We start from the raw sequence: 24,913 nt of genomic DNA, 5'->3' as shown, positions 1-24,913 counted from the left end.
GGACACCAGAATGACCACCATGAGCGACTTCAACTCGATGGTCATCGCGGAGTTCCGCGACAACGGTGGACACGTGGCGACAGCCGGGTTCGGCGACAACCTCGTGGTGCTGCACTCGATCGGTGCACGTAGCGGCGAGGTGCGGCTGAACCCGCTCTTCGCGATCTCCGAGAACGGCACCTGGTTGGTGGTGGGCTCCGCGGCGGGGGCGGTGAAGGATCCCGCATGGGTGCACAACCTCCGGGCTCACCCACGCATCGACATGGAGGTCCCAGGCGACGACGCGACCGTACGCACCATCGCCGTCGACGTCACCGAGGTGCCCGACGACGAATGGGAGACTCACTGGGCGAAGTTCACCTCGGCGTCCCCCGGCTTCCTCGAGTACACGACGACGGCGGAGGGGCGACAGTTCCCGATCTTCCGCCTGACGCCCGCCTGACAGGGTCGGGTCCAGCCGGCGTCAGGTCCACACGGCGTCGGCCACGCGGCGGAAGTTGCCGCCGAACACAGCCGCCACCGCACTCTCGTCCCAGCCGCGCTCGGCGAGCACGGCCGGGAGCGTGTGGGTGTCCTCGGGCGGAACCCACTGCAGTGCCCCGTATCTCGTGTACTCCTCGGAGAACGCCTCGGGGTGGAGCGCCAACTCGGTGTTGAAGTCCTCGTGGTCGAAGGAGTAGTCGCTGCCGACACCGATGTGATCGATCCCGACCAGGTCGACTCCGTACTCGACGTGGTCGGCCATGGCGCGCACCCGATCCGCGCGACGTTCGGGTTCGTTGACGCCGAGGAAGATGCCCACCCCGTTGATGCCGACCACGCCGCCGGTGTCGGCGCACGCACGCGCCTGCTCGTCGGTGATGTTCCGCGGATGTTCCCACAGCGCAGCGAAATTGGAATGACTGTAGATCATCGGCCGGGACGTCGTCGCGGCGATGTCGAGCCCCGTCCGCCGGGAACAGTGCGACCCGTCCGCTGCCATGCCCGCCTCGTTCATCGCCCGGATCAGGTCGCGTCCGTGGGCGGTGAGACCCGTGTCGACGGCGTCGAGGCATCCGCATCCCGCGGCATTCGCATGGTTGTAGGTGGGCAGCATCGAGCGCACGCCCAGTTCGACGAAGTAGCGCACGTTGTCGAGGTCGCCGTCCAGAGGAGCGGAGTCCTCGAGGTCGAAGGCCAGGGCACGCAGTCCCCGTCGTCGGGCCTCGTCGATGTCGGCCACGCTCCGCGCCGGAAGGAAGCGACCGTCCGCGAGTGCCCGCGCACTCCACGTCGTGGCCAACTCCGTCGCCGACGCCTTCGTGTGGGGCGAGTAGCCGACGTTGACGGAGAGGTAGCTCCCCGCCTCGTACCGCGCCAGTTCGGTGATGTCGGTGTCCGCGTACAGCGGCAGGCAGGTGTGCTGTTCCCACAGCGCTGTCACCGCGCACCTCCGGCCAGCGCGCGAGAGAGCAACGGGGCGAACAGCATCGCGAGCAGTGCGTAGAGGCCCACAGACGGGACGGGCAGCGCCACCGCGGAGACCACCAGGAACAGAACGACCGGAACCCAGGGCACCGCCGCGCCGCGCGCGCCGCGACGCAGATCTCCACGCAGGAAGCCCGCAGCACGCACTCGTGCTGCGAGGAGACGGGACACGATCATGGTCACGGCGATGACCCCGAGGTACAGCCCCACCGACAACGGGTCCCCGTGGGGAGCCGCGACCTCCAGCACAGTCGCCACGGGCATCAGCACGATGCCGGCGAGCCACAGGAGGTTGAGCCGCACGACGACCTCGTCGTACCCCGTGACACGAGTGAAGAGCGCGTGATGATCGCGCCAGAACCCCGCGATGACCGCGAAGCTGATGCCCGCGGCCACGAGTGCGTAGCCGTTCTCCCGCAGGAACGCTCCCGCACCCTCCGGGGTGTCGCGGGCACTGTCCACGAGGGGGAGCACGACGAGCATGATGGCGATCGCCACCACCGCGTCGGAGAAGAACACGATGCGGTCCAGCCCTTGCTGAGAGCGCACCTCGGTGTCGGGTTCGGTCACCCGGACGACTCTAGGCCCGGCGGCGCCTCGCGAGAACGACGACCGTGCGCAGGAGTGATCCGACGTTCGGTCGCGCAGTGCCCGACAGCGGCCGCGTGCTCACCGGCACCTCGGCAATGATCCAGCGCTGATGGTGCACGGCGTGGGCGGAGGTGACGAGGGACGGGAGGAGACCTCCGCGAAGCGCCGCGGCGCCGTCGATGGATCGCCAGGCGTCGCCCGTGTACACGCGGAAGCTGGAGGTGACGTCGCGCAGCGGCAGGTCTGCGGTGTGCCGGATCAGCGCGTTCGCCACTCTCGTGCCCACGCGACGCAGCGCGGACGATCCGTCTCGACCACCCGTCGTGCTGCGCGATCCCACCACCATGCCGACACTGCGGCGCGCCGCGGCCTCGAGGAGAGCGGGGACGTCGGCCGGGTCGTGCGACCCGTCCATCAGGACGATCGCCTCACCGTCGACGGACAGCTCGTGCAGACGATCCGCCTCGACGAAGGTCACCTCGGCGCCGGGCAGGATCAGGCGCATCGCTGCCGTGACCACCGCCGATCGGTGACCGAGGTACACGACGTGCACGCCGGCGTAGTCGGTTCCCCGAGCCGAGGTGCCGTGGACACGGCTCCTGGAACCCGTCACACCGTGGCCCGCCACATCGTGGTTCGTCACGGCTCCGACGCCGTCGCTCTGGATCGACACGGTCATCATCCACTCCCTGTGATGGTCTCCCCGACCGAATACGGACTCATTCCGTCCTTTGTGGCGTGATACTACCCTAGGAACATACCGCGATCTTGTTTTGATGCCACTACGATTCCTCCACGCGCTGTTTCCGCACGCGGCGGCGGTGTCGCCCCACGGGCAGAATGGTGCGTGTGACCGACAAGTACGAGTGGCTCGAAGACGTGACCGGCGACGCCGCCCTCGAGTGGGTGCGTGCCCGTAACGAGCGCACGGTCGACGAGTTCACCGCGAACGACGAGTTCCGGACGCTCGAGACCGACATCCGGAGCATTCTCGACACCGACGCGCGCATCCCGTACGCGCGCAAGCGCGGCGACCACCTCTACAACTTCTGGAAGGACGCGTCGCACCCCCGCGGGCTGTGGCGGCGCACCACCATGGAGGAGTACCGGAAGGACAGTCCCGCCTGGGACGTCATCATCGATCTCGATGCTCTCGCCGAGGCCGAGGGCGAGAACTGGGTGTGGAAGAGCGCGCAGGTGCTCCGTCCGTCGTTCGACCGCGCGCTGATCTCCCTGTCGCGCGGCGGCGCGGACGCATCGGTGATCCGCGAGTACTCGCTCACGTCCCGCTCCTTCGTCGCACCCGACGAGGGTGGCTTCGTCGTCCCCGAGGCCAAGACGGACATCGACTGGATCGACGCGGACACGGTCTTCGTCGGCACGGATCTCGGACCCGGGTCGCTCACCGATTCCGGGTACCCCCGGCGCGCACACCGGTGGCTCCGTGGAACTCCTCTCGCGGAGGCTCCCGTCGTGTACGAGGGTGAGCAGACCGACGTCGCGGTGTCCGCCTCGCACGATGCGACGCCCGGCTTCGAGCGCAGCCTGGTCCAGCGCGCCACCGACTTCTTCAATGCCGTCACCTCCATTCTTCACGACGACGGATCGACCACGGTCCTCGACGTGCCCACCGATGCCTCGGTGTCCCTGCACGAGAACTGGTTGACCGTTCGCCTGACGACCGCATGGACCGTCGACGGCACCGAGTACGCCGCAGGGTCGCTGGTGGCCGCGAAGATCGACGAGTTCCTCTCCGGTGCAAGGGATCTGGTCGTCGTCTTCGCTCCCGACGCCCGCACGTCGCTGCACCAGTACGCGTGGACCGAGAACCATCTGCTGATGGTGCTGCTCGAGGACGTCCGCTCCAGCGTGCACGTGGTGACGCTGGGCGACACGGTCACCTCCGAACGCCTGCAGGGGCTCCCGGACGCCGTCGACGTCACCGTCATCGGCACCGACCCCGAGTTCGGCGGTGACGAATACTTCCTCGACGCGAGCGGCCACCTCACTCCGTCCACTCTTCTGGTGGGCACCGTCGGGACCGAACCCGAGGTCCTGAAGTCCGCTCCCGCGTTCTTCGACACCACGGGCCTCGCGGTCGAGCAGTACTTCGCCAGCTCACTCGACGGCACACGCGTGCCCTACTTCGTCGTACGGAACCCCGGAACGCAGGACCGTCCGACGGCCGCAGGCCCCACCCTCCTCTACGGATACGGCGGTTTCGAGGTCTCACTCACCCCCTCGTACAGCGGCGTGGTCGGCGCGGCCTGGCTGGCTCGGGGCGGTACCTACGTGGTGGCGAACATCCGCGGCGGCGGCGAGTACGGGCCGTCGTGGCACACCGAGGTGCTGAAGTCCGGTCGACACAAGGTGCACGAGGACTTCGCGGCGGTCGCGAGCGATCTGGTGGAGCGCGGCATCACCACCCCGGACCAGTTGGGCGCGCAGGGCGGCAGCAACGGCGGCCTGCTCATGGGCATCATGCTCACCAAGTACCCGGAGTCGTTCGGCGCCATCGTGTGTCAGGTGCCGCTCCTGGACATGAAGCGGTATCACCGCCTGCTGGCCGGGGCGTCGTGGATGGCCGAGTACGGAGATCCCGACGATCCCGACGAGTGGGCCTTCATCTCCGAGTACAGCCCGTACCAGAACGTCTCACCGCCGGGGAACTCGATCGGTGTGTATCCGCCGATCCTCATCACGACGTCGACGAGGGACGACCGTGTGCACCCCGGGCACGCGCGCAAGATGGACGCCCTCCTCGAGGAGTACGGGTACGACGTCTCCTACTACGAGAACATCGAGGGCGGCCACGGCGGTGCGGCCGACAACGCGCAGGCCGCATTCAAGTCCGCGCTGGCGTACACGTTCCTGTGGCGGACGCTCGGGGGCGGTACCCGCTAGGTCAGTCGGTGTCCGGTTCCGCAAGTCCGACGATGGACGGATCCGGGCGCCCCACCACCTCGTGGTCCTTGTTCGAGTAGTCGAAGCTGTTCAGCACGAAGCGCATCGCCTCGAGGCGGGCGCGTTTCTTGTCGTTGCTCTTCACCGTCGTCCAGGGGGCGTGATCGGTGTGGGTGAACCGGATCATGTCCTCCTTGGCCCTCGTGTACGCGTCCCACTTGTCCAGGGAGGCGAGGTCCATGGGCGAGAGCTTCCACTGCCGTACCGGATCGACCTGGCGGATGGCGAAGCGCGTCCGCTGTTCGAGCTGGGACACCGAGAACCAGAACTTGGTCAGCTGCACTCCGTCGTCGACGAGCATCTGCTCGAACAACGGTGCCTGGTGGAGGAATCGGTGATACTGCTCGTCGCTGCAGAATCCCATCACACGTTCCACGCCGGCCCGGTTGTACCAGGAGCGGTCGAACAGGACCAGCTCTCCGGCAGCCGGTAGGTGGGTGACGTACCTCTGGAAGTACCACTCCGTCGACTCGCGTGGCGACGGCTTCTCGAGTGCCACCACCCGCGCGCCGCGAGGGTTGAGATGCTCCATGAAGCGCTTGATCGTGCCGCCCTTGCCGGCGGCGTCGCGACCTTCGAAGACGATGACGTGGCGGCCACCGGTCTCCTTGATCCACATCTGCAGCTTCAGCAACTCGATCTGCAGAAGACGTTTCGTACCTTCGTATTCCGCGCGCGGCATCCGTTCGTCGTACGGGTACGCCTGGCGCCAGGTGTCCACCGGGACTCCGTCACCGGTCAGCAACACGGGGTCGTCGTCGTCGTCGTCCCGCACGCTGAACGACGAGGTGTCCGAGAGGTCCACGATCCGGGACAGGGCGAAGTCATCGAGAGCGGTCACGCCAGGAACCTACGAGCCGCCGGAGACGGGACGGTGATCACGGGGTGAACAGCAGATGCCGTGACAGGCGGAGTTTCAGGGTACGTCTCGGGGTGGTCACCGATGGTGCAGCGCGCGGGCGGAACTCAGGATGGAGACATGACATTCCACGAGAGCAACTCCACCGTCCACCCGAACCCGAACCACACCACGCAGCTGACGCGAAGCCGAGACGACGCCTGGATCGCCGGGGTCTGCGGCGGTGTCGCCGCGTACACCGGATGGGATCCCAGCCTGGTGCGCGCCCTCACCGTGGTCGGCGCCCTCGTCTCGTTCGGCACCGTCGCCCTGCTCTACCTCGCGATGGTCATGCTCGTTCCCCGAGCATGACCGTCGCGAGTTCGGTCACTTGCCTCCGGTCACCAACCAACCACAGGGAGAGGCCAAGTCGTTCGCTGCCTCGGGTCCCATCGAGCCGGGCTCGTACGGGAGCACGGCCGGCGGAGAGGTCAACAACGGTGCGGCGACCTCCCACACGTGAGCCAGTCCGTCGGGACGGGTGAACAACGACCGGTCACCGTCGAGTACGTCGAGAATGAGTCGTGAATAGGGCGACAGCGGCTCGGCGTCCGACACCGTCGACAGGTCGAGCGACATCCGACCGATCCCGAGGTCCTCGCCGGGGCCGGGCTCCTTGACCGTCATGGCGATGTCCACTCGGCCGTCGCCCGACAGGTCGAACGTCAGCACGGCGCCGTCGGCCGGCAGGTGCTTCACCGGTCCCTCGGGGCGACGGAACACCAGCGACACCCGCTGCGTGCTGGTTCCCAGCATCTTGCCGGTGCGCAGGACGAAGGGAACGTCGCGCCACCGGTCGGTGTCGACCCACATGCGTGCGGCGACGAACGTGTCGGTCGACGAATCGTCCGCGATCCCCTCGACGTCCTGGTAGCCGCGGTACTGACCGAGGACCACCTCGGACTTGTCGAGCGGGCGGAACGCCGCGATGACCGACTCGCGGGCAGTCTGCAGGTCGTCCGCACCGAGGCTGAGTGGGGGCTCCATGGCCACCTCCGCCGCGACCTGGAACAGGTGCGTCACCAACATGTCGAGCACGGCACCCGTGGCGTCGTAGAACTCGGCACGGTCGTCGATGTCCAGCGTCTCCGGCACGTCGATCTGCACCTGCTCCACGTGTTCCCGGTTCCAGATCCCCTCGATCATCCCGTTCGCGAAGCGCAGGATGTGCAGGTTCTGGGTGTTCTCCTTGCCGAGGAAGTGGTCGATCCGATAGACCTGCTTCTCGTCGACGATGGCATGGACCGCCTCGTCGAGCTTCTCGAAGTTCTCCTGCGACGTGCCGAACGGCTTCTCGTAGACCACCCGCGCGCCCTCGGCGAGATCGTGTGCGCCGAGCGCCTCGGTGTAGTCGATGAAGGTCGAGGGCGGCAGCGCGATGTAGTGCACGAGCTGCACGTCGCCGCCCAGCTCGTCCTTCACGTCTCCGATGACCGACGGCAGGTCACCCGGATCGTCGGCGGTGAATCCGTTGCCCGCGAAGCGAACACGGTCCGCGAACGACGACCACACCTTCTCGTCGATGCTGTCGACACCCTCCCCGGGACCGAACTCCTCGAGCGCCGCGCGGATGTGCTCGCGGAACTCGTCGTCGGTCTTCTCACCTCGACCGTTGCCCACCAACGCCCACTGCTCGGGCAGCAGTCCTTCCTGCGCAAGTTCGTAGAACGCCGGCAGCACCATGCGCTTGGCAAGGTCTCCCGTCGCCCCGAAGAGCACGAAGATGGTCGGAGCCCCGCCGGATTCGGATGTCGCAGTGTCAGCCATGCCTCCATGATGCCCAGTCGGGGGCTCCCCCGAACCTCGATCGCCTCACAGTGCCGCGTCGACGCTACTGTCGAGCCGGTGACACGATCGATCTTCGACGGCGACATCGCCGGTCTCGGGACCTCCAGCGGAACCAGGATCGTCGTCGGCCACTGGACGTCGTCGCCGCTGGGCGACTTCACCGATGTCATGGTCGAGTTCGCGGACGGCGAGCGCCTTCTGCTGGCACCGTCCGACGCGGTCCGCGAGTTCGTCACCGCGACCTACCACTTCGATACGACGACCATCACCGACGTCTCGTATCACCGCCGAGGTGACCGAGTCGGCGTCTCCGCGGGTGATCTCGAGGTGTCCTTCCAGATCGGCGGCCCGACACTGCTGGGTCGACTGCTCACCCTCGCACCGACGTCGGTGGTTACCGCACCCTGGTTCTGTACGGTGAGCGACCCGATCGCGCGGGTCGTGATGCGCGGCGTGCGGACCAGGGGCACCGCCGGCGGTGGGCGGCGCGAATACTACGGAGCGCGAGGGCAGCGCAGCATCGTCGGCGCGACGGCATCGTGGAAGGGCGACGATCTGGGACACCTGTCGCCGGTGGAGCCGCCGGTGCGATTCGGATTCGGGTCCACACCCGCGGCCCCGTCGACGACGCGGATACGCACGACGATCGACCACCGCTGACCGAGGTCACCGCAGGGTGGTGTTCTCGTCACGGGTGAGGAAGAACGCGTTCGAGCCGACGCGGGCGCACGCGACTCCGTCCTCCCGAGAGACGCAGAAGCTCTGCCCCGTGTTGATCACCTCGCCGTACTGCAGTGTGCGGATGTTCTCCGAGCCGGTGAAATAGCCCTGATTCGTGCAGTAGTGGATCGGCCCGGTGCTCTCCACGCGGACGGCGTACTTGCTGGTGGCACCGTTCGAGCAGACCTCGCCCTCGTCGGGAGCGACACTGGACACGGCCTGGCATCCCAGGAATCCGACCGAGGTTCCGTTCGGGAAGAGCCCGCACGACACATTCCCCGACGGTGTCCGGAAGTAGTACCCCTCACCCGCCCCGCCACTGTCGCGGAAGAGCTCGGGATCCACCGACACCTCCTGCGACCCCGGACGCGGGAGTGCGTCCGCCGACCCTGCCGACTCTCCTGATCGCACGGTGGACTGCGGCTGCTCGGCCGACGGTTCCTCGGCGTCGGGCTGATCCGACGCGGCACCGGTGGGCGGCTCGATCGGGGCCGTGACCGGTGTTCCCGTCGGCGCCACGACCGATGTCCCCGTCGGCGTCACGACCGAGGTGTCAGCGGGCGCCGGAACCGCCGTCGCCGACGTCACCTGGTCCGGAGCCGAACATGCCCCCAGCACCGCGGCGCCGGCGACCAGGGCGGCCGCGACGGCAGCCCGTGTGCTCATCGAGAACGACATGTCGACTCCTGTCCGGAGCCGGCCGATCGCCGCCCCCTCTGACATACCCATCGGTCTCTTTCGTGGCGTCGTTACCTGTACTCACGTCACGATCAGGACACGAGTCCGCTAACTGCCGTCGAGGGGTGCGATGCCGGCGATGAGTTGGTACGGAGTGAACGGACCACTCTGAGGTCCGAACCAGCGGACGCAGTCGACCAGGATCGTGGTGCCCTTGGCGCGCTCCGCAGCAGCGACGTCCGGACACGTGGGGAAGATCCCCGGCACCACCTCGTAGTACAGCGGCCCGATGTAGGTCGGCTCCGCGGAGGCGGTTCCCGCCCCTGCCAGCACCGATCCCGCCGTGACGGCTCCGGCGGCGAGTACTCCACCGACCACTCGCCGTAGTCCGATTCGCACCATGACACACACCTTCCGATGGGAGAGCCCCGGCCTTCGAAAACCGTACCGTGCGGACTGTTACGGGGGAAGAGGCATGCGGGAACGCAAGCACGGTTGCCGTAAAATACGAGGGTCCACCAGGCACTTGTTTCGATCAGGGGAGTCACGTGACCGCGCACGTCGAAGAAATGCAGTTCCAGGCCGAGACCCGGCAGCTGTTGGATCTGATGATCCACTCGGTCTACTCCAACAAGGACTCGTTCCTCCGCGAGTTGGTGTCCAACTCGTCGGACGCGCTGGACAAGCTGCGACTCGAGTCGTTCCAGAACAAGGATCTCGGCGCCGACACCTCCGATCTCCACATCGACCTGGAGATCGACAAGGAGAACCGCACCCTCACCGTGCGGGACAACGGCATCGGCATGTCGCGCGACGAGGTCGTCGATCTCATCGGCACGCTCGCGAAGTCGGGCACCGCCGAGGTCCGCGCGAAGCTGAAGGAAGCGAAGGACGCGGCCGCGTCCGAGGAGCTCATCGGCCAGTTCGGCATCGGCTTCTACTCCACGTTCATGGTGGCCGACAAGGTCACCCTCGTGACCCGGCGCGCGGGTGAGGACACCGCGACGCGCTGGGAGTCCAGCGGTGAGGGCACGTACACCATCGAGGAGGTGTCCGACGCGCCTCAGGGTAGCGCCGTGACCCTGCACCTGAAGCCGGCCGACGACGAGGATCACCTCTACGACTACACGTCCGAGCACAAGATCCGCGAACTGGTGAAGCGGTACTCGGACTTCATCGCGTGGCCCATCCGCATGCAGGTCGAGAAGACCACCGGCGAGGGCGACGACGCCACGACGGTGCTCGAGGACGAGACGGTCAACTCGATGAAGGCGCTGTGGACGCGCTCGAAGGACGAGGTCTCGGACGAGGAGTACACCGAGTTCTACCGCCACGTCAGCCATGCATGGGACGAGCCGCTCGAGGTCATCCCCATGAAGGCCGAGGGCACCTTCGAATACCAAGCGCTGCTGTTCATTCCGTCGCGCGCACCGTTCGACCTCTTCATGCGGGAGTCGAAGATCGGTATCCAGCTGTACGTCAAGCGCGTCTTCATCATGGACGACTGCGAGGAACTCGTGCCCGAGTACCTGCGCTTCGTCAAGGGTGTCGTCGACGCAGCCGATCTGTCGCTCAACGTCTCTCGTGAAATCCTGCAGCAGGACCGCCAGATCCGCGCGATCCGTCGCCGTCTGACCAAGAAGGTGCTGAGCACCGTCAAGGATCTGCAGGCGAACGAGCCGGAGAAGTACAGCACGTTCTGGGGTGAGTTCGGCCGTGCCCTCAAGGAAGGGCTGCTGTCCGACCACGACAACCAGGAGACCATCCTCGGGCTGTCGTCCTTCGCGACGACGCGGAGCGACGAGAAGCCGACCACGTTGGCGGAGTATGTCTCTCGCATGAAGGACGGCCAGGACGCGATCTACTACATGACCGGCGAGTCGCGTCAGCAGGTGGAGAACTCCCCGCACATGGAGGCATTCACTGCCAAGGGGCTCGAGGTGCTGATCCTCACCGACGCCGTCGACGAGATGTGGACCGGGTCCGTCCCCGAGTTCGACGGGAAGCCGTTCCGCTCCATCGCCAAGGGCGCCGTGGACCTGGGCGACGACGAGGCCGAATCCGAGGAGAAGGACGCGCAGAAGGCGCGGTTCGCCGACCTCACCACCTGGATGGCCGAGACGCTGTCCGACGACGTCAAGGAGGTCCGCCTGTCCTCACGCCTGACCACCTCGCCCGCGTGCATCGTCGGTGACGACTTCTCACTGAGCCCCCAGCTCGAGAAGATGTACCGCGCGTCCGGTCAGCCCGTGCCGAAGACCAAGCGCATCCTGGAACTCAATCCGGATCATGCTCTGGTCACGGCTCTCGAGACGGCCCATGCCGAGCACAAGGACGACATGGCCCTCGCCGAGACCGCGAAGCTGCTCTACGGCACAGCCCTGCTCGCCGAGGGTGGCGAGCTGGACGACCCGGCGTCGTTCGCGAAGTTGTTGGCGGAGAGGCTGATACGCACGATGTGACCTGAGGACATATGCCCACCCGTAGGGTGGGCGTATGTCGGGGGACGTGGTCGTGATCGGGGCGGGGCTCAGCGGGTTGGTGGCAGCACTCGACCTGACCAGGGCGGGGCGCTCGGTCATCGTCCTCGAGGCCGCCGACCGGATCGGCGGTAAGGTTCTCACCGTCGACACCGAAGGTCACCACGTCGATCACGGCGCCCACTGGATCGGTGGAGACCAGACCGCGGTGCGCGCACTCGCCGCCGAGTTCGGTGTCGACACGGCTCCCGAACCGCGACGGCGACGCGGTGCGGACGAAGTGTTCGCGGCGGCCGGCCGCGTCCACCGCTATCACGGTCAGGTGCCGCGCATCCCCGTTCGCGAGTGGCTCCCCGTCGGTTCGGGTATCGCGCGCCTCGACCTGGCGGTCCGCACCGTCGACCGCGCGGTGCCGCTGCTGTCGACCTGGCGGCCCGGAGATCACGAAATGTCCGACGTTCTCGCGCGTCGGACGTTTCCCTCCGCCTACGGCCGCGACATCCTCACGTGTTTCTCCCGGCTGATCTTCGGCGCCGACCCGGACGAGGTCCCCGCCCGAGCCGCACTCGAGTACCTGCGCGCGGCCGGCAGCCTGCGGGCGATCGCCGAGGTGCGTGACGGAGCGCAGGAACGCTACTTCGTGGACGGCACCGCATCGCTGATCTCAGCTGTGGCACAGCACCTCTCCGCCCCGCCGGAGACGTCTCGACCCGTCATCGCGATCCGGCCGGACACCTCCGGAGTCGACGTGGTCACCGCGGACGGCACAGTCCGCGCATCCTCGGTGGTTCTCGCGGTTCCCCTCCCCCGCGCCGCCGACATCGACGGCGCGCTCCCCGCCGGACTCGGGGACCGGATGCGCACCTCCCGCATGGGCGAGTACGCGAAGACCATCGTCGTGTACGACAGTCCGTGGTGGCGCGAGAACGGACTCACCGGAACGGCACTCGACGTCGACGGCCCGGTCCAGATGATCGTCGACGGCAACGCCGGACGGGACTCGCCCGGAATCCTGGTCGCCTTCAGTGGCGGTCGAGCCGCGGCAGACCTGTTCTCCCGCACAGATCGCCGTGACATCGTCGTCGCCGAGCTGGTGCGGCTGTTCGGCCCTCGGGCGCGGTCACCTCGTCGTGTCGACGACATCACCTGGTCGGCGCAACCCTGGCTGGGTGGGGCGCCCACCGCGATCCCGCCGTACGGAGGCGTCTTCCACCATCAGGACCTGACCACGGACCGCGTGCACTGGGCAGGAACGGATCTGGCCGATCGCTGGCCCGGCTACCTCGACGGGGCCGTGCGTTCCGGTCGGCGAGCGGCGCGTGAGATCCTGACTACGTCTCGAGGTGGGACCGTCTGAGATCGGGCAGTCTCCGCGGTGCCGCGAGCCGACGCAGAGCCGGTGCCACCGGTCGGCCTCGGAGAAGCCCCTCGGTGGTGCCCGCCTCGAGGGCCTTCCGGTAGACGAGGACCGCCTCCCGCACAGCATCGACCGTGTGGTCGATGTCCGAGTCCGTGTGCGCCGCGGACACGACGAACGACTGACCGAGGACACCGCGGGACAGCATCTCCTGCAGGAAGAGAGTCCGGTAGGCCTGCGAGGGAACCCCGTCGGCATCCGCGGTGGCGAACACCAGGCAGCTGGGGCGTCCGAGGACCCGAAGGTGCTCCCCGACACCGGCATCGAACGCCACCTCGGTCACGGCGTCACGCAACCGGGCGCCGGCGCGCTCCATGGCGCCCACGGGGTCCTCCGTCTCGTACGCCCGGACGACGGCACGAAACGCGGCGAGCCCCGTCGTCTCCGGTCCGTGCGTCGTCGACAGCAGGAAGACTCGGTCGGAGTCCGTGCGCAGACCGCCGAGTTCCATCAGATCGCGGCGGCCGGCGAGCGCGGACAGCGGGAGTCCGTTACCCATGGCCTTGCCCCAACACGACAGATCGGGAGTCACGCCGTACACACCCTGCGCACCCGCGGACGACCATCGGAACCCGGTGATCATCTCGTCGAACACGAGAACGGTCGCGTGTCGATCACAGGCTGCGCGGACGGCCTCGAGATACCCCGGTGACGGTTCGGCCAGCGCACCGGCTGCCTCCATGACGACGCACGCGATGTCGTGATCGGCCAGGATCCGTTCCAGCGCAGGGGTGTCGTCGAACGGGAACCGATGCACCGCGCCGTGCGGGATTCCCGCGTTCATCTCCGTCGTCCCGATGAACCAGTCGTCGACCGAGAAGAACGGCTGCGCACAGACCGCGATCTCGGTACGCCCGGTGACCGCACGCGACAGGCGGACGGCCGCGGTGGTCGCATCGGAGCCGTTCTTCGCGAACTTCACCATCTCCGCGGTGGGAACGGTCCTCAGGAAGTCCTCCGCCGCGAGCACTTCGAGCTCGGTCGGCCTCGAGAAGTTGGTTCCCCGAGCGACCGCGTCCGCCACGGCGTCGACCACGGGACGGTACCCGTGTCCCAGTGTGACCGAGCGCAGACCACTCCCGTACTCGACGTACTCGTTGTCGTCGACGTCCCACACACGGGCGCCGACCCCGTGCGTGAGGATCGGGGTGAGGTGCTCCGGGTACTGATCGGAACCCCTTGCGTACGTGTGGCTTCCACCGGGGACGAGGCGGTGCAGACGTTCCTGGAGTTCCGAGGATCTCTCGTGTGTCATCGCGTGGCCTCTCGGCGGTCGTCGTGGGAGGGACGGGTGACGTCAGGGTGGTACGCCTCGCGCCGCAGGACGGTCCGCGCGGTCGTGGCGACGAACCACAGCGCCACCGCCCACTCGGAGACGAGCACCCCGACGACCATGGTCACGACCGATGCGGTGACCGAGGTGATCAGCAGAGCCGACGCCGCGAGGGTGACGCCGAGGACGGCGCCGCCGAGGACCGTGGACGTCCGACCCTGCGCCGGCAGCACGGCGGTGGTGACGTAGGACGTGAGCGTGGTGGCTGGGAGGATCCAGGCGAGGATGCGCAACAGGTCGGTCGCCTGGGCGAACTCGGTGCCGTAGACGATGCGGATCACCAGGGGGGCCACGAGCGTCAGCCCTGCCGCGGCGACGACCGCGAGTGCGAGACACCCCGCCGCACCCTGCATCGTCCGCGCCCGGAAGGCCTGGCCGTCCCGAATTCGGGTCATCCGCGGGAGCAGCGCGAACCCGATCGGATCGAGAACCGACTGTCCCGCTCGGACCAGCCGGTCCGCGGCCGAGAACAGGCCCAGGGAGACCGCGTCGAGCACCGTGGAGTACGCCGCCGCGCCGCCCTGTCCGTAGCCGGTCAGCAGGAGCCGCGACGCGAGCACCGGTGCCGCCGTTCTCAGAGTGTCACCGACTCGCCACGAGGGAACGAGGCGTCCGAAGTGCCGGTCGGCGTCCACGCCGGTGGCGATCACGGTCACGATGGACGAACCGCCCAGACAGGCCAGCGCGACCTCGGGCGACGGGAACTGCGGCAGCAGAACGACCAGCGCCACCAGGTATGCCACACGTCCGGCGGCCTGGTACGCGGTGGAGGCACCGAAGCGGCCACGACCGATCAGCAGCCAGTCCTCCGACAGTGACCAGACACCCCCGGCGACCGCCCCGAGCAGGATCATCCGGGCGGCCCCGTCCACACCGGCGGCCCACCCGACCAGCGCCGCGACGGCGAGCACGGCGAAGAGGCCGCACCGCACCACCGCGTACGCGCCACGCACCTGCGTGATGTCGGGGTCGTCGACGCGCGCAGCGAAGTACTGCGTGGCACCGAGATCGACGAGAACCGAGCCGAGGAAGTACGCCGACATCCCCACCGCGACGAGCCCGACTCCTTCGGTTCCGAGCAGCCGGGCTGTCAGCGGCAGGGTGACGAGCGTGACGAGGAACTGACCGTAGGTGCCGAAGCCCACGAGCAGGACGTCTCGGGCGAGCCGCAGCATCAGCGCCGCAGGAGGCGGTCGGCCACGTCGCCGGCTCGCGCACGTAACCGGGTGAGCACGGCGCCGAGAATGCGTCCGTCTCCGGCGAGGACGTCGCCGGTGGAGACCAGAGCCGGGAGTTCGCGTGCGAGACGGTGATGCAGCCGGACCGACTCGCTGAGCTTGCTGTAGCTCGACGTCCGGCTGCACAGGTTGAAGGTCGAGTCGCGCCACGCTGCGTCGATGGTGGAGACGCCGTGGAAGTCCCCGTGAGCGCCCATGCGAGCGAACAGATCGACGTCCATCGGGAACACCAGGTCGCCGCGGAAACCGCCGACCCGGTCGAACAGATCCCTGCGGAAGGTGGTGGCCGCGGTCGGCCCGAACTCGGCGGGACCGCGGCGCACGATGATGCCCGCGAGGTCCTTGCCCGGGCGTCGACCGAGCAGGCCGGGGAGGCCGAGCCCGGTCTCCTTCACCGACCCCTGCTCGTCGATCACCTCGAACTTGGACGAGACCACCGCGATCCCGGGATCGTCCAGTACGGCCTGCTGTCTCGCCAGCGCACCGGGACGGAGCACGTCGTCGGCGCACACCACCTTGACGAGCCGGCCCGTCGAGGCCCGCACGGCCGCGTTCCAGTTGTCCCCGATGGCGAGCACCCGGTCGTTCCGCACGATCCGGACGCGCTCGTCGCGGAAGGAGCGGGCGATGTCGCCGGTCGCGTCGGTGCTCGCGTTGTCGAGCACCAGGACCTCCATGTCCTCGTCCTGGTCCAGGACGGAGGCCAGTGTGGTCTCCAGGGTGCGCGCGGCCTCGTAGGCCGGGATGCACACCGAGAGCGGAGCGGTCATGAGCGGAGTCCTTCCGTGGCCGAGTCGAGATCGACGAACGACATCTCCGGATGCGCCGCAGCGACCTCCGGGAGGAGATCCGGGACGGTCACCACCACACGGTCGGGACGATGGGTGTACAGCCATTCCGGGCCGACGATGGGAACGTCCGTACCCGGCATGCGGCGGCCCCATTTCGCCGGGGACGCATCGACGACCGCGCCGACCGTCTCCGTGGTCACCCCCGCCATCGCGAACAGAGCGACCGCACGCGACGCCGCTCCGTACGCGGCGAGCGTCACACCCGCGCGAGACGACGCGCCGAGTCTCGCCCGCACCGCCTCGACCTCGGCGACGGCGGCTGCTCCGAGGGACGACACGACGGTGGGATCGGTGACGGCGGCAGCAGCCTCGGCTTCCCGCACGCGCCGTGCCGTCACGAGGTCGTCCTCCCACACCGGGAGGCGCACCGAGTCGTCGCGCATCGCCGAGACCAGGAGAGTCCCGCCGTAGAGGTCCGACTCCCAACACCCGGTGGGCATCAGACCCGCTGCCCACAGAGCGGTCTCGAGCGCGGTCGACGACCAGTAGGCGAAGTGTCCGTGGCGGAGCGCCGTCCACTGGCGATCCCGCACGATGGTCATGAAGGAGTGGACCTGCAGCACCAGTACGCCGCCGTCGCCGAGCAGCGCCCGACGTTCACGCAGAGCGGCCGCCTGGTCCGGCTCGTGCATCAGCCCGAAACCGTCGACGACGAGGTCGGCGGAGCGCGAACCCGCCACGGCCGGACCGGCATCCGCGACGCCACGGGATCTCACGTCGGGGATCCAGGACCCACCGTGGGGGCTTCCGTACTCGCGGACCACGGCGCCGTCGGGGAGCCACCCGCGTCGCACGATCTCGTCCATCGCCCGAGAAGCGGCTCGCGTCAACGCCTCCGGCTCCACTCCACGCGGTTCGTCCGCGCGGGTGTCGTCGTCCAGGAGCTGTGCCAGGCCGCACGTCGTGCACAGGCCCATCGCGAGAGCATGCATCTCGTCGCCCTCGGGAGAGGACTCGGCCGTCGGGAAACTGTCCGCGGCCGGCACGAGGCCGAGATCGAGCACCGTGGACACCGTCGCCGAGGCGCAGGCTCTGCACGAACTCATGAGATTCTCCGGCTCGTCGTACGCGGGGAGTACCCGTCGGCGACACTGGACTCATGCGCGTCGAGACCACACCTCTGCGAGACGTCCTGCTCTTCCTGCCCACCCCGCATCGCGACGATCGGGGTTTCTTCACGAGGACCTTCGACACCGAGATCTTCGACGCGGCGATCGCCGAGCACACGACCCTGTCCACGAGAGCCGCTGATTTCCGTCAGGACTCCCAGTCCCGTTCCGCCGGCGGCGTTCTGCGTGGCCTGCACGGGCGAGGAGGCCGAGGCGAGGCCAAGTTGGTGCGGTGCGCCCGCGGCGCCGTCCAGGACGTCCTGGTGGACACCAGAACGGAGTCGCCCACCTTCGGTCAGTGGTTCGACGTCGTGCTCGACGACGTGGAGTGCGCGCACCTGTTCGTGCCCCCCGGCTTCCTGCACGGCTTCCTCACCCTGGGCGAGACCGCAGACGTGTGCTACCGGATCGACCGTCCGCACGAACCCTCCGAGGACGTGGGCGTCCGCTGGGACGACGCGGATCTGGCGATCCGCTGGCGCGGGACGCCGAGCATCGTGAGCGACCGGGACGCGGCAGCGCGGTCCTGGCGCGACCTCGTCGCCGGCGGGTGATCTCTCACGCACTGCCGACACCCACCCGCGTCCTGCGGAGGTTCTCGTCGATCGCGCCGGTCCGCTGGAGCTCGGTGACGCGGGCCAGACGCGTGAAGCGCTGCGCCAGTGCGTCCGCGGTGAGACCGTGGCGGGCGTATGCGGCGACCAGTTCTTCAGCGCCGGCTCGGACACTCCACTCGGGGACGAAGGCGGGCAACACCTCTCGCGCCGCGGAGAAGTCGACGCGGTAGGACCGCGGGTCGGCGCCGTATTCTCCGGTGACCACCACCTCGGCACCCGTCACGTCGGCGACCGTCTCGGCGATGTCGCGCACCGTCACGTTGTTCGCCTCGGTGCCGATGTTCAACGCCCGGTTCCGAATTCGGTCGACCGGCGCCTCGAGCGCGGCCGCGAAGGCGTACGCGATGTCTCGCGCGTGCACGAGGGGTCGCCACGGCGTGCCGTCGGACTTGACGACGATGCGTCCGGTGAGGAACGCCGACGCCGTGAGATCGTTGACCACGATGTCCGCCCGCAGCCGCGGTGAGTAGCCGAAGGCCGTCGCGTTGCGGAGGAACACCGGCGCGAAGCTGTCGTCCGCCATGGCCGCGACGTCGTCCTCGACGCGCACCTTGCTCACGGCGTAGGGGGTGAGGGGCCTCAGCACCGCGTCCTCCGTGACCGCGTCCTGACCGGCGGCGCCGTAGACCGAACAGGTGGACGCGTACAGGAACCGGCCCACCCCCGCATCCTTCGCGGCACGTGCGAGACGCACGGAGGCATGGTGATTGATGTCGTGCGTGATCTCCGGCGCCAGCGTGCCGAGCGGATCGTTCGACAGTGCGGCGAGGTGCACCACCGCGTCGACACCCGTGAGATCGGCGGCCACGACGTCGCGCAGATCCGTGGCCAGGGTGACCGGATCCGCGGGTGCGTCACCGAGAACGCAGTCCGCGAACAGGCCGCTGTCGAGCCCCACCACGGTGTGACCACGCTCCTGCAGGAGTGGAACCATGACGGTACCGAGGTATCCCTGGTGTCCGGTGACGAGTACACGCATGCTGTTCACGACCCTTTCGTCTGCGGTGCCGGACGGTCCGACCGCAGGTTCTCCGTGTGCAGGAGTATCTTCTCCACGACGAACGCCTCGGCATATCTGCTGCGGCACTGCACTCCTCGCACGCGCGCCAGCCCGAGAAAGGTCTCGGAGTCGTACCAGTCGTGGTGATGCTGAGAGGGGTAGTGCCGCGACAGCAGCTCCGCCTTGCGCACCGCCACGTCGTCGGCGAGCGGATGGTAGAGACCGGGTGTCGGAAGATCGGACTCCCACTTGACGATCTCGTAGCCCAGCACCAGATGGTCGCGAAAGACGGTGGGAACCAGCTCCGCCAGCAGGCGGTGATCCTGGTGCGCGTCGCGCCGCTGCGGTGCGAGTACGACGTCGGGCTCGCACGTACGCCGGAACTGTTCGAGTCCGTTCTTCACCGCGCTCCAGTGATCAGGGGAGCGGCCGTCCGGCACGTCGAGCACGGTGAGCGACACCGGTCCGTCCGAACAGAAGTCCGACAGTGCCTTTCGCTCCTCGGCTTCCCGCTCGGTACCGCCGCCCGACAACACCAGAGCGTGCACCTCGACATCTCCCCCACGGGTGAGGTCGAGGAGCGTTCCTCCGGCGCCGATGGCGATGTCGTCCGGATGCGCCCCGAGCACCGCCACCGAGCGGATACGGCTGGGGGACAGGCCAATCACGCGACGACGCTCGACAGTGGCGGTCGATTCCGATCGCCCTCCCACACCGCCCACGGGCGAATGCCGCGCCCGTAGTCGTTGTCGAGTTCCGCACGCTCCTTGAAGGTGTCGGCCGGCTTCCAGAATCCCTCGTGCCGGTATCCGAACAGTTCCCCGCGGCCCGCCAGTGTCATACACGCATCGCCGACCAGATCGCCCCCCTCCGGAATGTGGTCGAAGACCTCCTGACTGAGCACGAAGTACCCGCCGTTCTCCCAGATGGGAAAGCGGCTCACCGGAACGATGTCCTTGATCTCGCCGGCCTCCGACACGTCCACGCAGTGGAAGCTCGACTGCGGCGGCACCACCAGCATGGACGCCACGGCGCCCGACTCGTGATAACGCTCGATCATCGTGTCCAGCGGGGCGTCGGTCAACACGTCCGAGTAGTTGGCGAGGAAGTAGGGATCGCCGTCAAGGTGGTCACGGACGCGCCGCAACCTCTCGCCGATGGGCGACTCGACGCCGGTGTCCACGAACGTGATCGACCAGTCGCTCATGTCCGTGCTCAGCAACTCGACCTTGCCGTCGCGCATGACGAAGTCGTTGGACTGCTCCTCGTGATAGTCCAGGAAGAACTGCTTGATCGCTGCCGCGCCGTAGCCGAGGCACAGCACGAAGTCCTTGTGGCCGTAGTGTGCGTAGTACTTCATGATGTGCCAGAGGAGCGGACGGGGCCCGACCATCTGCAAGGGCTTCGGGATGTCGTCGTTGCGGTCGTTGCGCATGCGCATTCCGTAACCGCCACAGAACAGTACGACCTTCATGCCAGAGCTTCCGATGTGTCGAGCCGCCCGATGTCGGCGGCGTGGAGAACGGGGAGTGGGAACACGACGCGCCCACCCCACTCGGCGACGTAGCTCAGCTGCTCGGTGAGCTCGCTCTCGAGATTCCACGGCAGGACCAGGACCACGTCCGGACGATCCGCCGCGATGCGATCGGGATGGTGCACCGGGATTCGCGTCCCCGGTGTGAACCGGCCGTGCTTGTAGGGATTGCGATCGACGGTGTACTCCACCAGGTCCGTTCGGATGCCGCAGTAGTTGAGCAGGGTGTTGCCCTTGCCCGGCGCGCCGTATCCGACCACGCGTTCACCCCGCCGGCGACAGTCGAGGAGGAACTCGAGCAACGTCGCTCGGACCCCGCGCGCCGCCTTCTCGAGCCCGCGATAGCCGACCACGTGATGCAGTCCCGCGCGCTGCTCGGCCGCGAGCAGGTCGAGGGTGCGCTCGCTGGGCGGGCCGGCGTTCGCGGACGGTGTCGCCCAGATCCGGATGGAACCACCGTGGGTGGACAGTTCCTCGACGTCCACGACGGTCAGGTCGCCTCGGGCGAGCGCCCTCGTCGCCGTCAGGACCGTCCAGTACTGGAAGTGCTCGTGGTAGACCGTGTCGAACTGTGCGTCGGCCACCAGGTGGAGGGCGTGGTGCACCTCGATGCCGACCATGCCGTGGTCCGACACCAGCGTGCGCAGCCCCTCGGTGAATCCCGCGACGTCCGGGATGTGGGCGTACACGTTGTTCGCGACGACGAGGTCCGCCGGCCCGTGCGCGGCACGCACCTGCGCCGCGGTCGTCGGATCGAGGAACGCTGTCTCCGTCGGAACACCGGACTCACGCGCTGCCGCACCGACGTTCACGCTCGGCTCGATACCGAGGCAGCGGATTCCGGCGTTCACGACGTGCTGCAGGAGATAGCCGTCGTTGCTCGCCACCTCGACCACGAACGACTCGTCGGACAGATCCAGGCGGCGCACGGACTCCTGCACGAACGTCCGGGCATGGTCGACCCAGCTGCTCGAGAACGACGAGAAGTACGCGTACTCGGTGAACGTCTCGGCCGGCGACACGAGAGCCGGAATCTGCAACAGCAGGCACTCTCGGCAGAGACGCAGGTGCAGGGGGAAGGTGGGCTCCGGATCGTCGAGCTGCGCTGCGGTGAGGAACGATTCGCACGGCGGTGTCGCGCCCAGGTCGAGGACACTCTCGAGGTCGGCGGATCCGCAGAGACGGCAGTGCATGAGCATTCCTCACTGGCAGGCCGCGCGTCCGTGTCGGGCCCCGCCGACGGGGTGGACCGAACGCGCTGCTTTGTACGATTTGCACGTATTCTGCCACAGAAAAAGACCCTGTGCCGGTTTCCGGCCCCAAATCATTCGCTCGAACTACATCTCACCTCCGCTGCGTGTTGTGAGAACACACGGGCCACAGAGAACGATCCGGTCACTCCTCGGGTTCGGTGAGCCCCGCCCGCTCGTCGCGCTCGGCCCACTCGATCAGCGGGGCGATCGAGTACACGGCATCGTCGATTCCTGCGTGCAGATCACCGAGATCCGCGAATCGGGACGGCACCGTGTACATGGTGAGGTCCCGCGGCTCCACGTCGGCGATCTCGTCCCACGTGATCGGCGTCGACACCGTCGCGTCCTGATTGCCGCGCACGGAGTACGCGCTCGCGATGGTGTGGTCGCGGGCGTTCTGGTTGTAGTCGACGAACAACTTCGTCGGGTCGCGGTCCTTGCGCCACCACGTCGTGGTCACGTCGTCCGGCGCGCGCCGCTCCACTTCCCGAGCGAACGCCAGTGCGGCCCTGCGGACATCGGCGAAGCCCTGCTCCGGCGCGATACGCACGTACACGTGCAACCCGTTGCCGCCCGACGTCTTCGGCCACCCGACGGCACCGAGTTCGTCGAGCACCTCGCGCGTCACCGCCGCCACCCGGCGCACCCGGTCGAAGGAGCAGTCCGGCATCGGATCCAGATCGATGCGCCACTCGTCCGGACTCTCCACGTCGGCGCGCCGGCTGTTCCACGGATGGAACTCCACCGTCGACATCTGCACGGCCCAGATCACGTGCGCCAGTTCGGTGACGCAGAGTTCGTCCGCGGTGCGGTTGTAGCGCGGGAAGGTGACCCGCACCGTCTCCATCCAGTCCGGAGCGCCTTTCGGCAACCGCTTCTGGTGCACCTTCTCCCCGGTGAGACCGTCGGGGAACCGGTGCATCATGCAGGGCCGCTCCCGCAGCGCGCGCACGATGCCGTCGCCGACAGACAGGTAGTACTCGACGAGATCACGCTTGGTGGCTCCGCTCGCCGGGAAGTACACGCGGTCGGGGTTGGACACCCGCACCGTGCGTCCGCTGACCTCGAGTTCGATCGCCGGTGACGTGGCTGCCATGACGCGATACTAGTGCGGCCCGAGGGGGTACACAGGAACACGTCGGAGTTCGTACGAGCGAAGGAGCACCCCTTGATCTTCATCACCGCCAAGTTCCGAGTGAAGGCAGAGCACGCGGACGACTGGCCCGAGATCTCGCGAGCCTTCACCGAGGCCTGCCAGGCGGAGGAGGGATGCCTCTGGTACTTCTGGTCGCGCACACTCGACGATCCCACCGAGTACGTCCTCGTCGAGGCCTTCCGCGACCCGGATGCCGGTGCGACACACGTGCAGTCGGACCACTTCAAGCAGGCGCAGAAGGATCTCCCGCCGTACCTGCAGGAGACTCCGAAGATCGTCAGCACCGAGGTGGAGGGCACCGACTGGTCGGAGCTCGGCGAACTCGCGGTCTAGTTCCGCGCGTCCACGATCTCGGCGAGCGTGCGGACGGCGTCGGCGAACACCCCCGGCAGTTCCTGCGGCGGGTTGTGGCCGGCGTCGACCGCACGCACGTCGACGAGATCCGTGAAGTGCGCGCCGTGGTCGGGCGATCCGTACAGGGCGGCGACCGTGTCCTCCGTCGGATCGAGGACGACGGTCGGCACCGTGATCGACGGCTGCCCGGCGAGCGCGTCCTGCGTGGCCGCGTACCGCGGGTCCCCCGCCGCGAGTCCGTACCGGTGTCGATACGAGTGCACCGCGACGTCGACGAAGTCCGGGTTGTCGAACGATGCTGCGGTGGCGGCGAATTCGGAGTCTCCGAACCGCCAGGTCGGCGACCAGTCGGTCTACAACGTCTGCGCGATCTCGGCGCGGTAGGCAGCGAGGCCGGCGCGGCCGCGCTCCGAGTGCAGGTAGTACTGGTACCAGTACCGCTTCTCGAGGTGCGGCGGTGCCGGCGTCGTCACGGCAGCCTCGATGTCCTGCACCAGGTAGCCGGACACGCTGACCAGACCCGACACCGACTCGGGCCACAGCGCCGCCACCGCGCACGCCGCGCGGCCACCCCAGTCGTAGCCGGCGACGATCGGACGGTCGAGTGCCATCGCCCCGATGAGGTCGTGCAGATCGTGCGCCAACGCGGCCTGCTCTCCCGACCGCATCGTGGAGTCCTCGACGAACCGCGTGGGCCCGAAGCCGCGCAGGTACGGCACCACCACGTCGGCACCCGTGTCGGCCAGCAGTCGGGCGACGTCGTCGTAGGACCGGGTGTCGTACGGAAACCCGTGCAGCAACACGACCGAGGGGCCGCTCGGGTCTCCGTACCGCTCGACGCCCACGTCGAGCACTCCTGCGCGCACCAGCTCCATGCCCGCCATCATGCCGTGCGTCGGTTGCTCGCAGACAGCACCAGGGCCGTGCAGTGGTCGACGAAGTGCTGCCGTTCCACCACGATCTCGCCGTCGAGGTACGCCGTGAACAGGGCGGTCAGCGACCCGACGACACCGGTCGCAGTCAGCAGGCGGTCGACGTCGTTCGACTCGGCGGGCAGGTTGTCGCCGATGAGCGCGACGAAGATCGGCATGGTGCGCCGCCCCCAGGTGCTCAGCGCCGGATCGGCGAACGGCGCCGACAACAGCACTCGGCCGTGTTCGGGACGGTCGATCATGAGCTCGACGAACGCGGTGACGGCGCGGCGTGCGCGCTCCTCCGGGCGGCGGGCCTGACCCACCTCGCGGACCAGTACATCGCGCCCCTCCTCGGCCACCGCGGTGTACACCATGCGGACGAACGAGTCACGGTCGCCGAAGTTCTCGTAGAAGTAGCGCTCGGTCAACGACGCCCGCGAGCACACCGCCCGCACACTCACAGCGGGACCACCGACCGCTCCCAGCAGATCGATCCCGGCCGTGAGCAGTGCCGCGCGCCGCTGCTCGCGTCGCGCCTCGAGCGTGGTCAC

General features: G+C 68.1%; 27 protein-coding genes. 8 read left to right on the top strand and 19 right to left on the bottom strand.

Annotated features, from left to right (window positions below; genetic code table 11):
• The first annotated feature begins 19 nt into the window (after positions 1-19).
• On the top strand, positions 20-442 hold the full coding sequence (locus BR07_RS0115935; protein ID WP_027506298.1) for a nitroreductase/quinone reductase family protein: 423 nt from the start codon (positions 20-22) through the stop codon (positions 440-442).
• Positions 443-463: 21 nt separating this feature from the next.
• Here the strand turns inward: BR07_RS0115935 and BR07_RS0115930 are convergent, their stop codons facing one another.
• The 3 genes from BR07_RS0115930 to BR07_RS26315 are packed head-to-tail and all read right to left on the bottom strand — an operon-like array spanning position 464 to position 2,737.
• Complete coding sequence (locus BR07_RS0115930) at positions 464-1,423, bottom strand: dipeptidase (protein WP_027506297.1); 960 nt, start codon at positions 1,421-1,423, stop codon at positions 464-466.
• A complete protein-coding gene (locus tag BR07_RS24940; protein ID WP_051613459.1) occupies positions 1,420-2,037 on the bottom strand; it encodes a TMEM175 family protein in 618 nt (205 codons plus the stop codon). Before BR07_RS24940 ends, BR07_RS0115930 begins: the two co-directional genes overlap by 4 nt.
• 10 nt (positions 2,038-2,047) lie before the next feature.
• Positions 2,048-2,737: a hypothetical protein gene (locus BR07_RS26315; RefSeq protein ID WP_155957054.1), complete on the bottom strand. Its 690-nt coding sequence runs from the start codon at positions 2,735-2,737 to the stop codon at positions 2,048-2,050.
• A gap of 161 nt (positions 2,738-2,898) precedes the next feature.
• Here BR07_RS26315 and BR07_RS0115915 point away from each other — a divergent pair, with 161 nt between their 5' ends.
• On the top strand, positions 2,899-4,962 hold the full coding sequence (locus tag BR07_RS0115915) for a prolyl oligopeptidase family serine peptidase (RefSeq protein ID WP_027506295.1): 2,064 nt from the start codon (positions 2,899-2,901) through the stop codon (positions 4,960-4,962).
• A 1-nt stretch (position 4,963) separates the two neighbouring features.
• Here BR07_RS0115915 and ppk2 read toward each other — a convergent pair whose 3' ends face one another.
• Positions 4,964-5,830: a polyphosphate kinase 2 gene (gene ppk2 / locus BR07_RS0115910; RefSeq protein WP_027506294.1), complete on the bottom strand. Its 867-nt coding sequence runs from the start codon at positions 5,828-5,830 to the stop codon at positions 4,964-4,966.
• Positions 5,831-6,001: 171 nt separating this feature from the next.
• Here ppk2 and BR07_RS24930 point away from each other — a divergent pair, with 171 nt between their 5' ends.
• Positions 6,002-6,232: a PspC domain-containing protein gene (locus BR07_RS24930; protein WP_037186123.1), complete on the top strand. Its 231-nt coding sequence runs from the start codon at positions 6,002-6,004 to the stop codon at positions 6,230-6,232.
• Between the two features lie 15 nt (positions 6,233-6,247).
• On the opposite strand, the gene BR07_RS0115900 is transcribed toward BR07_RS24930, so the two are convergent.
• Positions 6,248-7,687 carry a glucose-6-phosphate dehydrogenase gene (locus BR07_RS0115900; RefSeq protein WP_051613457.1) on the bottom strand — a complete coding sequence of 480 codons (1,440 nt, stop codon included), beginning with the start codon at positions 7,685-7,687 and terminating at the stop codon, positions 6,248-6,250.
• A gap of 78 nt (positions 7,688-7,765) precedes the next feature.
• Between BR07_RS0115900 and BR07_RS0115895 the strand changes: the two genes are divergently transcribed.
• Positions 7,766-8,368 (top strand): hypothetical protein, encoded by a 603-nt coding sequence (locus BR07_RS0115895; RefSeq protein WP_027506292.1) that lies wholly within the window; start codon positions 7,766-7,768, stop codon positions 8,366-8,368.
• A 6-nt stretch (positions 8,369-8,374) separates the two neighbouring features.
• On the opposite strand, the gene BR07_RS0115890 is transcribed toward BR07_RS0115895, so the two are convergent.
• Together BR07_RS0115890 and BR07_RS0115885 are read right to left on the bottom strand one after the other, a co-directional pair.
• Entirely contained in the window at positions 8,375-9,094 is a 720-nt protein-coding gene (locus BR07_RS0115890) for a hypothetical protein (RefSeq protein WP_155957053.1), read from the bottom strand.
• Between the two features lie 120 nt (positions 9,095-9,214).
• A complete protein-coding gene (locus BR07_RS0115885) occupies positions 9,215-9,508 on the bottom strand; it encodes a hypothetical protein (RefSeq protein ID WP_027506290.1) in 294 nt (97 codons plus the stop codon).
• Between the two features lie 167 nt (positions 9,509-9,675).
• Between BR07_RS0115885 and htpG the strand changes: the two genes are divergently transcribed.
• Both htpG and BR07_RS0115875 read left to right on the top strand, forming a co-directional pair.
• Positions 9,676-11,568, top strand: a complete 1,893-nt coding sequence (gene htpG, locus BR07_RS0115880) for a molecular chaperone HtpG (protein WP_442970352.1) — start codon at positions 9,676-9,678, stop codon at positions 11,566-11,568.
• A 34-nt stretch (positions 11,569-11,602) separates the two neighbouring features.
• Positions 11,603-12,943, top strand: coding sequence for a flavin monoamine oxidase family protein (locus BR07_RS0115875; protein WP_027506288.1), 1,341 nt, complete (start codon positions 11,603-11,605; stop codon positions 12,941-12,943).
• Here BR07_RS0115875 and BR07_RS0115870 read toward each other — a convergent pair.
• From BR07_RS0115870 to BR07_RS0115855, 4 genes are read right to left on the bottom strand one after another with little or no spacing between them, the layout of a single operon-like run.
• On the bottom strand, positions 12,918-14,258 hold the full coding sequence (locus tag BR07_RS0115870) for a glutamate-1-semialdehyde 2,1-aminomutase (RefSeq protein WP_027506287.1): 1,341 nt from the start codon (positions 14,256-14,258) through the stop codon (positions 12,918-12,920). The two genes, BR07_RS0115875 and BR07_RS0115870, sit on opposite strands and share 26 nt — an antisense overlap.
• Positions 14,255-15,511, bottom strand: a complete 1,257-nt coding sequence (locus tag BR07_RS24925; protein WP_037186119.1) for a lipopolysaccharide biosynthesis protein — start codon at positions 15,509-15,511, stop codon at positions 14,255-14,257. The genes BR07_RS0115870 and BR07_RS24925 overlap by 4 nt, the downstream gene beginning before the upstream one ends.
• Positions 15,511-16,344, bottom strand: coding sequence for a glycosyltransferase family 2 protein (locus BR07_RS0115860; protein ID WP_027506286.1), 834 nt, complete (start codon positions 16,342-16,344; stop codon positions 15,511-15,513). The genes BR07_RS24925 and BR07_RS0115860 overlap by 1 nt, the downstream gene beginning before the upstream one ends.
• Positions 16,341-17,471, bottom strand: a complete 1,131-nt coding sequence (locus tag BR07_RS0115855; RefSeq protein ID WP_027506285.1) for a class I SAM-dependent methyltransferase — start codon at positions 17,469-17,471, stop codon at positions 16,341-16,343. Before BR07_RS0115855 ends, BR07_RS0115860 begins: the two co-directional genes overlap by 4 nt.
• A 53-nt stretch (positions 17,472-17,524) precedes the next feature.
• Here BR07_RS0115855 and BR07_RS0115850 point away from each other — a divergent pair, with 53 nt between their 5' ends.
• Positions 17,525-18,088, top strand: a complete 564-nt coding sequence (locus BR07_RS0115850; RefSeq protein ID WP_027506284.1) for a dTDP-4-dehydrorhamnose 3,5-epimerase family protein — start codon at positions 17,525-17,527, stop codon at positions 18,086-18,088.
• Between the two features lie 4 nt (positions 18,089-18,092).
• Here BR07_RS0115850 and BR07_RS0115845 read toward each other — a convergent pair whose 3' ends face one another.
• The 5 genes from BR07_RS0115845 to ligD all read right to left on the bottom strand — a co-directional run bounded on the left by BR07_RS0115845 (position 18,093) and on the right by ligD (position 23,034).
• Positions 18,093-19,130, bottom strand: coding sequence for an NAD-dependent epimerase/dehydratase family protein (locus BR07_RS0115845; protein ID WP_027506283.1), 1,038 nt, complete (start codon positions 19,128-19,130; stop codon positions 18,093-18,095).
• Between the two features lie 5 nt (positions 19,131-19,135).
• On the bottom strand, positions 19,136-19,819 hold the full coding sequence (locus BR07_RS24920) for a PIG-L deacetylase family protein (protein WP_051613456.1): 684 nt from the start codon (positions 19,817-19,819) through the stop codon (positions 19,136-19,138).
• Complete coding sequence (locus BR07_RS0115835) at positions 19,816-20,625, bottom strand: glucose-1-phosphate cytidylyltransferase (protein ID WP_027506282.1); 810 nt, start codon at positions 20,623-20,625, stop codon at positions 19,816-19,818. Before BR07_RS0115835 ends, BR07_RS24920 begins: the two co-directional genes overlap by 4 nt.
• On the bottom strand, positions 20,622-21,878 hold the full coding sequence (locus BR07_RS0115830; RefSeq protein ID WP_027506281.1) for a class I SAM-dependent methyltransferase: 1,257 nt from the start codon (positions 21,876-21,878) through the stop codon (positions 20,622-20,624). The genes BR07_RS0115835 and BR07_RS0115830 overlap by 4 nt, the downstream gene beginning before the upstream one ends.
• A gap of 202 nt (positions 21,879-22,080) precedes the next feature.
• The gene (gene ligD, locus BR07_RS0115825; RefSeq protein ID WP_027506280.1) at positions 22,081-23,034 is read right to left on the bottom strand and encodes a non-homologous end-joining DNA ligase; all 954 of its coding nucleotides are present in this window, start codon (positions 23,032-23,034) and stop codon (positions 22,081-22,083) included.
• Positions 23,035-23,106: 72 nt separating this feature from the next.
• On the opposite strand from ligD, the gene BR07_RS0115820 reads away from it, so the two are divergent.
• Positions 23,107-23,427 (top strand): putative quinol monooxygenase, encoded by a 321-nt coding sequence (locus tag BR07_RS0115820; protein WP_027506279.1) that lies wholly within the window; start codon positions 23,107-23,109, stop codon positions 23,425-23,427.
• On the opposite strand, the gene BR07_RS27415 is transcribed toward BR07_RS0115820, so the two are convergent.
• The 3 genes from BR07_RS27415 to BR07_RS0115810 all read right to left on the bottom strand — a co-directional run bounded on the left by BR07_RS27415 (position 23,424) and on the right by BR07_RS0115810 (position 24,913).
• Positions 23,424-23,711: a hypothetical protein gene (locus tag BR07_RS27415; protein ID WP_197027815.1), complete on the bottom strand. Its 288-nt coding sequence runs from the start codon at positions 23,709-23,711 to the stop codon at positions 23,424-23,426. The two genes, BR07_RS0115820 and BR07_RS27415, sit on opposite strands and share 4 nt — an antisense overlap.
• Before the next feature lie 90 nt (positions 23,712-23,801).
• Positions 23,802-24,323, bottom strand: a complete 522-nt coding sequence (locus tag BR07_RS27410; RefSeq protein ID WP_197027814.1) for an alpha/beta fold hydrolase — start codon at positions 24,321-24,323, stop codon at positions 23,802-23,804.
• A gap of 8 nt (positions 24,324-24,331) precedes the next feature.
• On the bottom strand, positions 24,332-24,913 hold the full coding sequence (locus BR07_RS0115810) for a TetR/AcrR family transcriptional regulator (protein WP_081821343.1): 582 nt from the start codon (positions 24,911-24,913) through the stop codon (positions 24,332-24,334).

The organism is Rhodococcus sp. UNC23MFCrub1.1, from assembly GCF_000686025.1.
GTDB lineage: Bacteria > Actinomycetota > Actinomycetes > Mycobacteriales > Mycobacteriaceae > Rhodococcoides.
Note: the sequence above shows the minus strand (reverse complement) of the source record. Positions and strands in the feature narration are given on the sequence as shown.

Bases quoted from the DNA above. Each gene is read 5' to 3' on its own strand.
- BR07_RS0115935 (WP_027506298.1), top strand. From the start codon at position 20: ATGAGCGACTTCAACTCGATGGTCATCGCGGAGTTCCGCGACAACGGT.
- BR07_RS26315 (WP_155957054.1), bottom strand. From the start codon at position 2,737: ATGACCGTGTCGATCCAGAGCGACGGCGTCGGAGCCGTGACGAACCAC.
- BR07_RS0115915 (WP_027506295.1), top strand. From the start codon at position 2,899: ATGGTGCGTGTGACCGACAAGTACGAGTGGCTCGAAGACGTGACCGGC.
- BR07_RS24930 (WP_037186123.1), top strand. From the start codon at position 6,002: ATGACATTCCACGAGAGCAACTCCACCGTCCACCCGAACCCGAACCAC.
- BR07_RS0115900 (WP_051613457.1), bottom strand. From the start codon at position 7,687: ATGGCTGACACTGCGACATCCGAATCCGGCGGGGCTCCGACCATCTTC.
- BR07_RS0115890 (WP_155957053.1), bottom strand. From the start codon at position 9,094: ATGAGCACACGGGCTGCCGTCGCGGCCGCCCTGGTCGCCGGCGCCGCG.
- BR07_RS0115885 (WP_027506290.1), bottom strand. From the start codon at position 9,508: ATGGTGCGAATCGGACTACGGCGAGTGGTCGGTGGAGTACTCGCCGCC.
- htpG (WP_442970352.1), top strand. From the start codon at position 9,676: ATGCAGTTCCAGGCCGAGACCCGGCAGCTGTTGGATCTGATGATCCAC.
- BR07_RS0115875 (WP_027506288.1), top strand. From the start codon at position 11,603: ATGTCGGGGGACGTGGTCGTGATCGGGGCGGGGCTCAGCGGGTTGGTG.
- BR07_RS0115870 (WP_027506287.1), bottom strand. From the start codon at position 14,258: ATGACACACGAGAGATCCTCGGAACTCCAGGAACGTCTGCACCGCCTC.
- BR07_RS24925 (WP_037186119.1), bottom strand. From the start codon at position 15,511: ATGCTGCGGCTCGCCCGAGACGTCCTGCTCGTGGGCTTCGGCACCTAC.
- BR07_RS0115860 (WP_027506286.1), bottom strand. From the start codon at position 16,344: ATGACCGCTCCGCTCTCGGTGTGCATCCCGGCCTACGAGGCCGCGCGC.
- BR07_RS0115855 (WP_027506285.1), bottom strand. From the start codon at position 17,471: ATGAGTTCGTGCAGAGCCTGCGCCTCGGCGACGGTGTCCACGGTGCTC.
- BR07_RS0115850 (WP_027506284.1), top strand. From the start codon at position 17,525: ATGCGCGTCGAGACCACACCTCTGCGAGACGTCCTGCTCTTCCTGCCC.
- BR07_RS0115845 (WP_027506283.1), bottom strand. From the start codon at position 19,130: ATGCGTGTACTCGTCACCGGACACCAGGGATACCTCGGTACCGTCATG.
- BR07_RS0115835 (WP_027506282.1), bottom strand. From the start codon at position 20,625: ATGAAGGTCGTACTGTTCTGTGGCGGTTACGGAATGCGCATGCGCAAC.
- BR07_RS0115830 (WP_027506281.1), bottom strand. From the start codon at position 21,878: ATGCACTGCCGTCTCTGCGGATCCGCCGACCTCGAGAGTGTCCTCGAC.
- ligD (WP_027506280.1), bottom strand. From the start codon at position 23,034: ATGGCAGCCACGTCACCGGCGATCGAACTCGAGGTCAGCGGACGCACG.
- BR07_RS27410 (WP_197027814.1), bottom strand. From the start codon at position 24,323: ATGGAGCTGGTGCGCGCAGGAGTGCTCGACGTGGGCGTCGAGCGGTAC.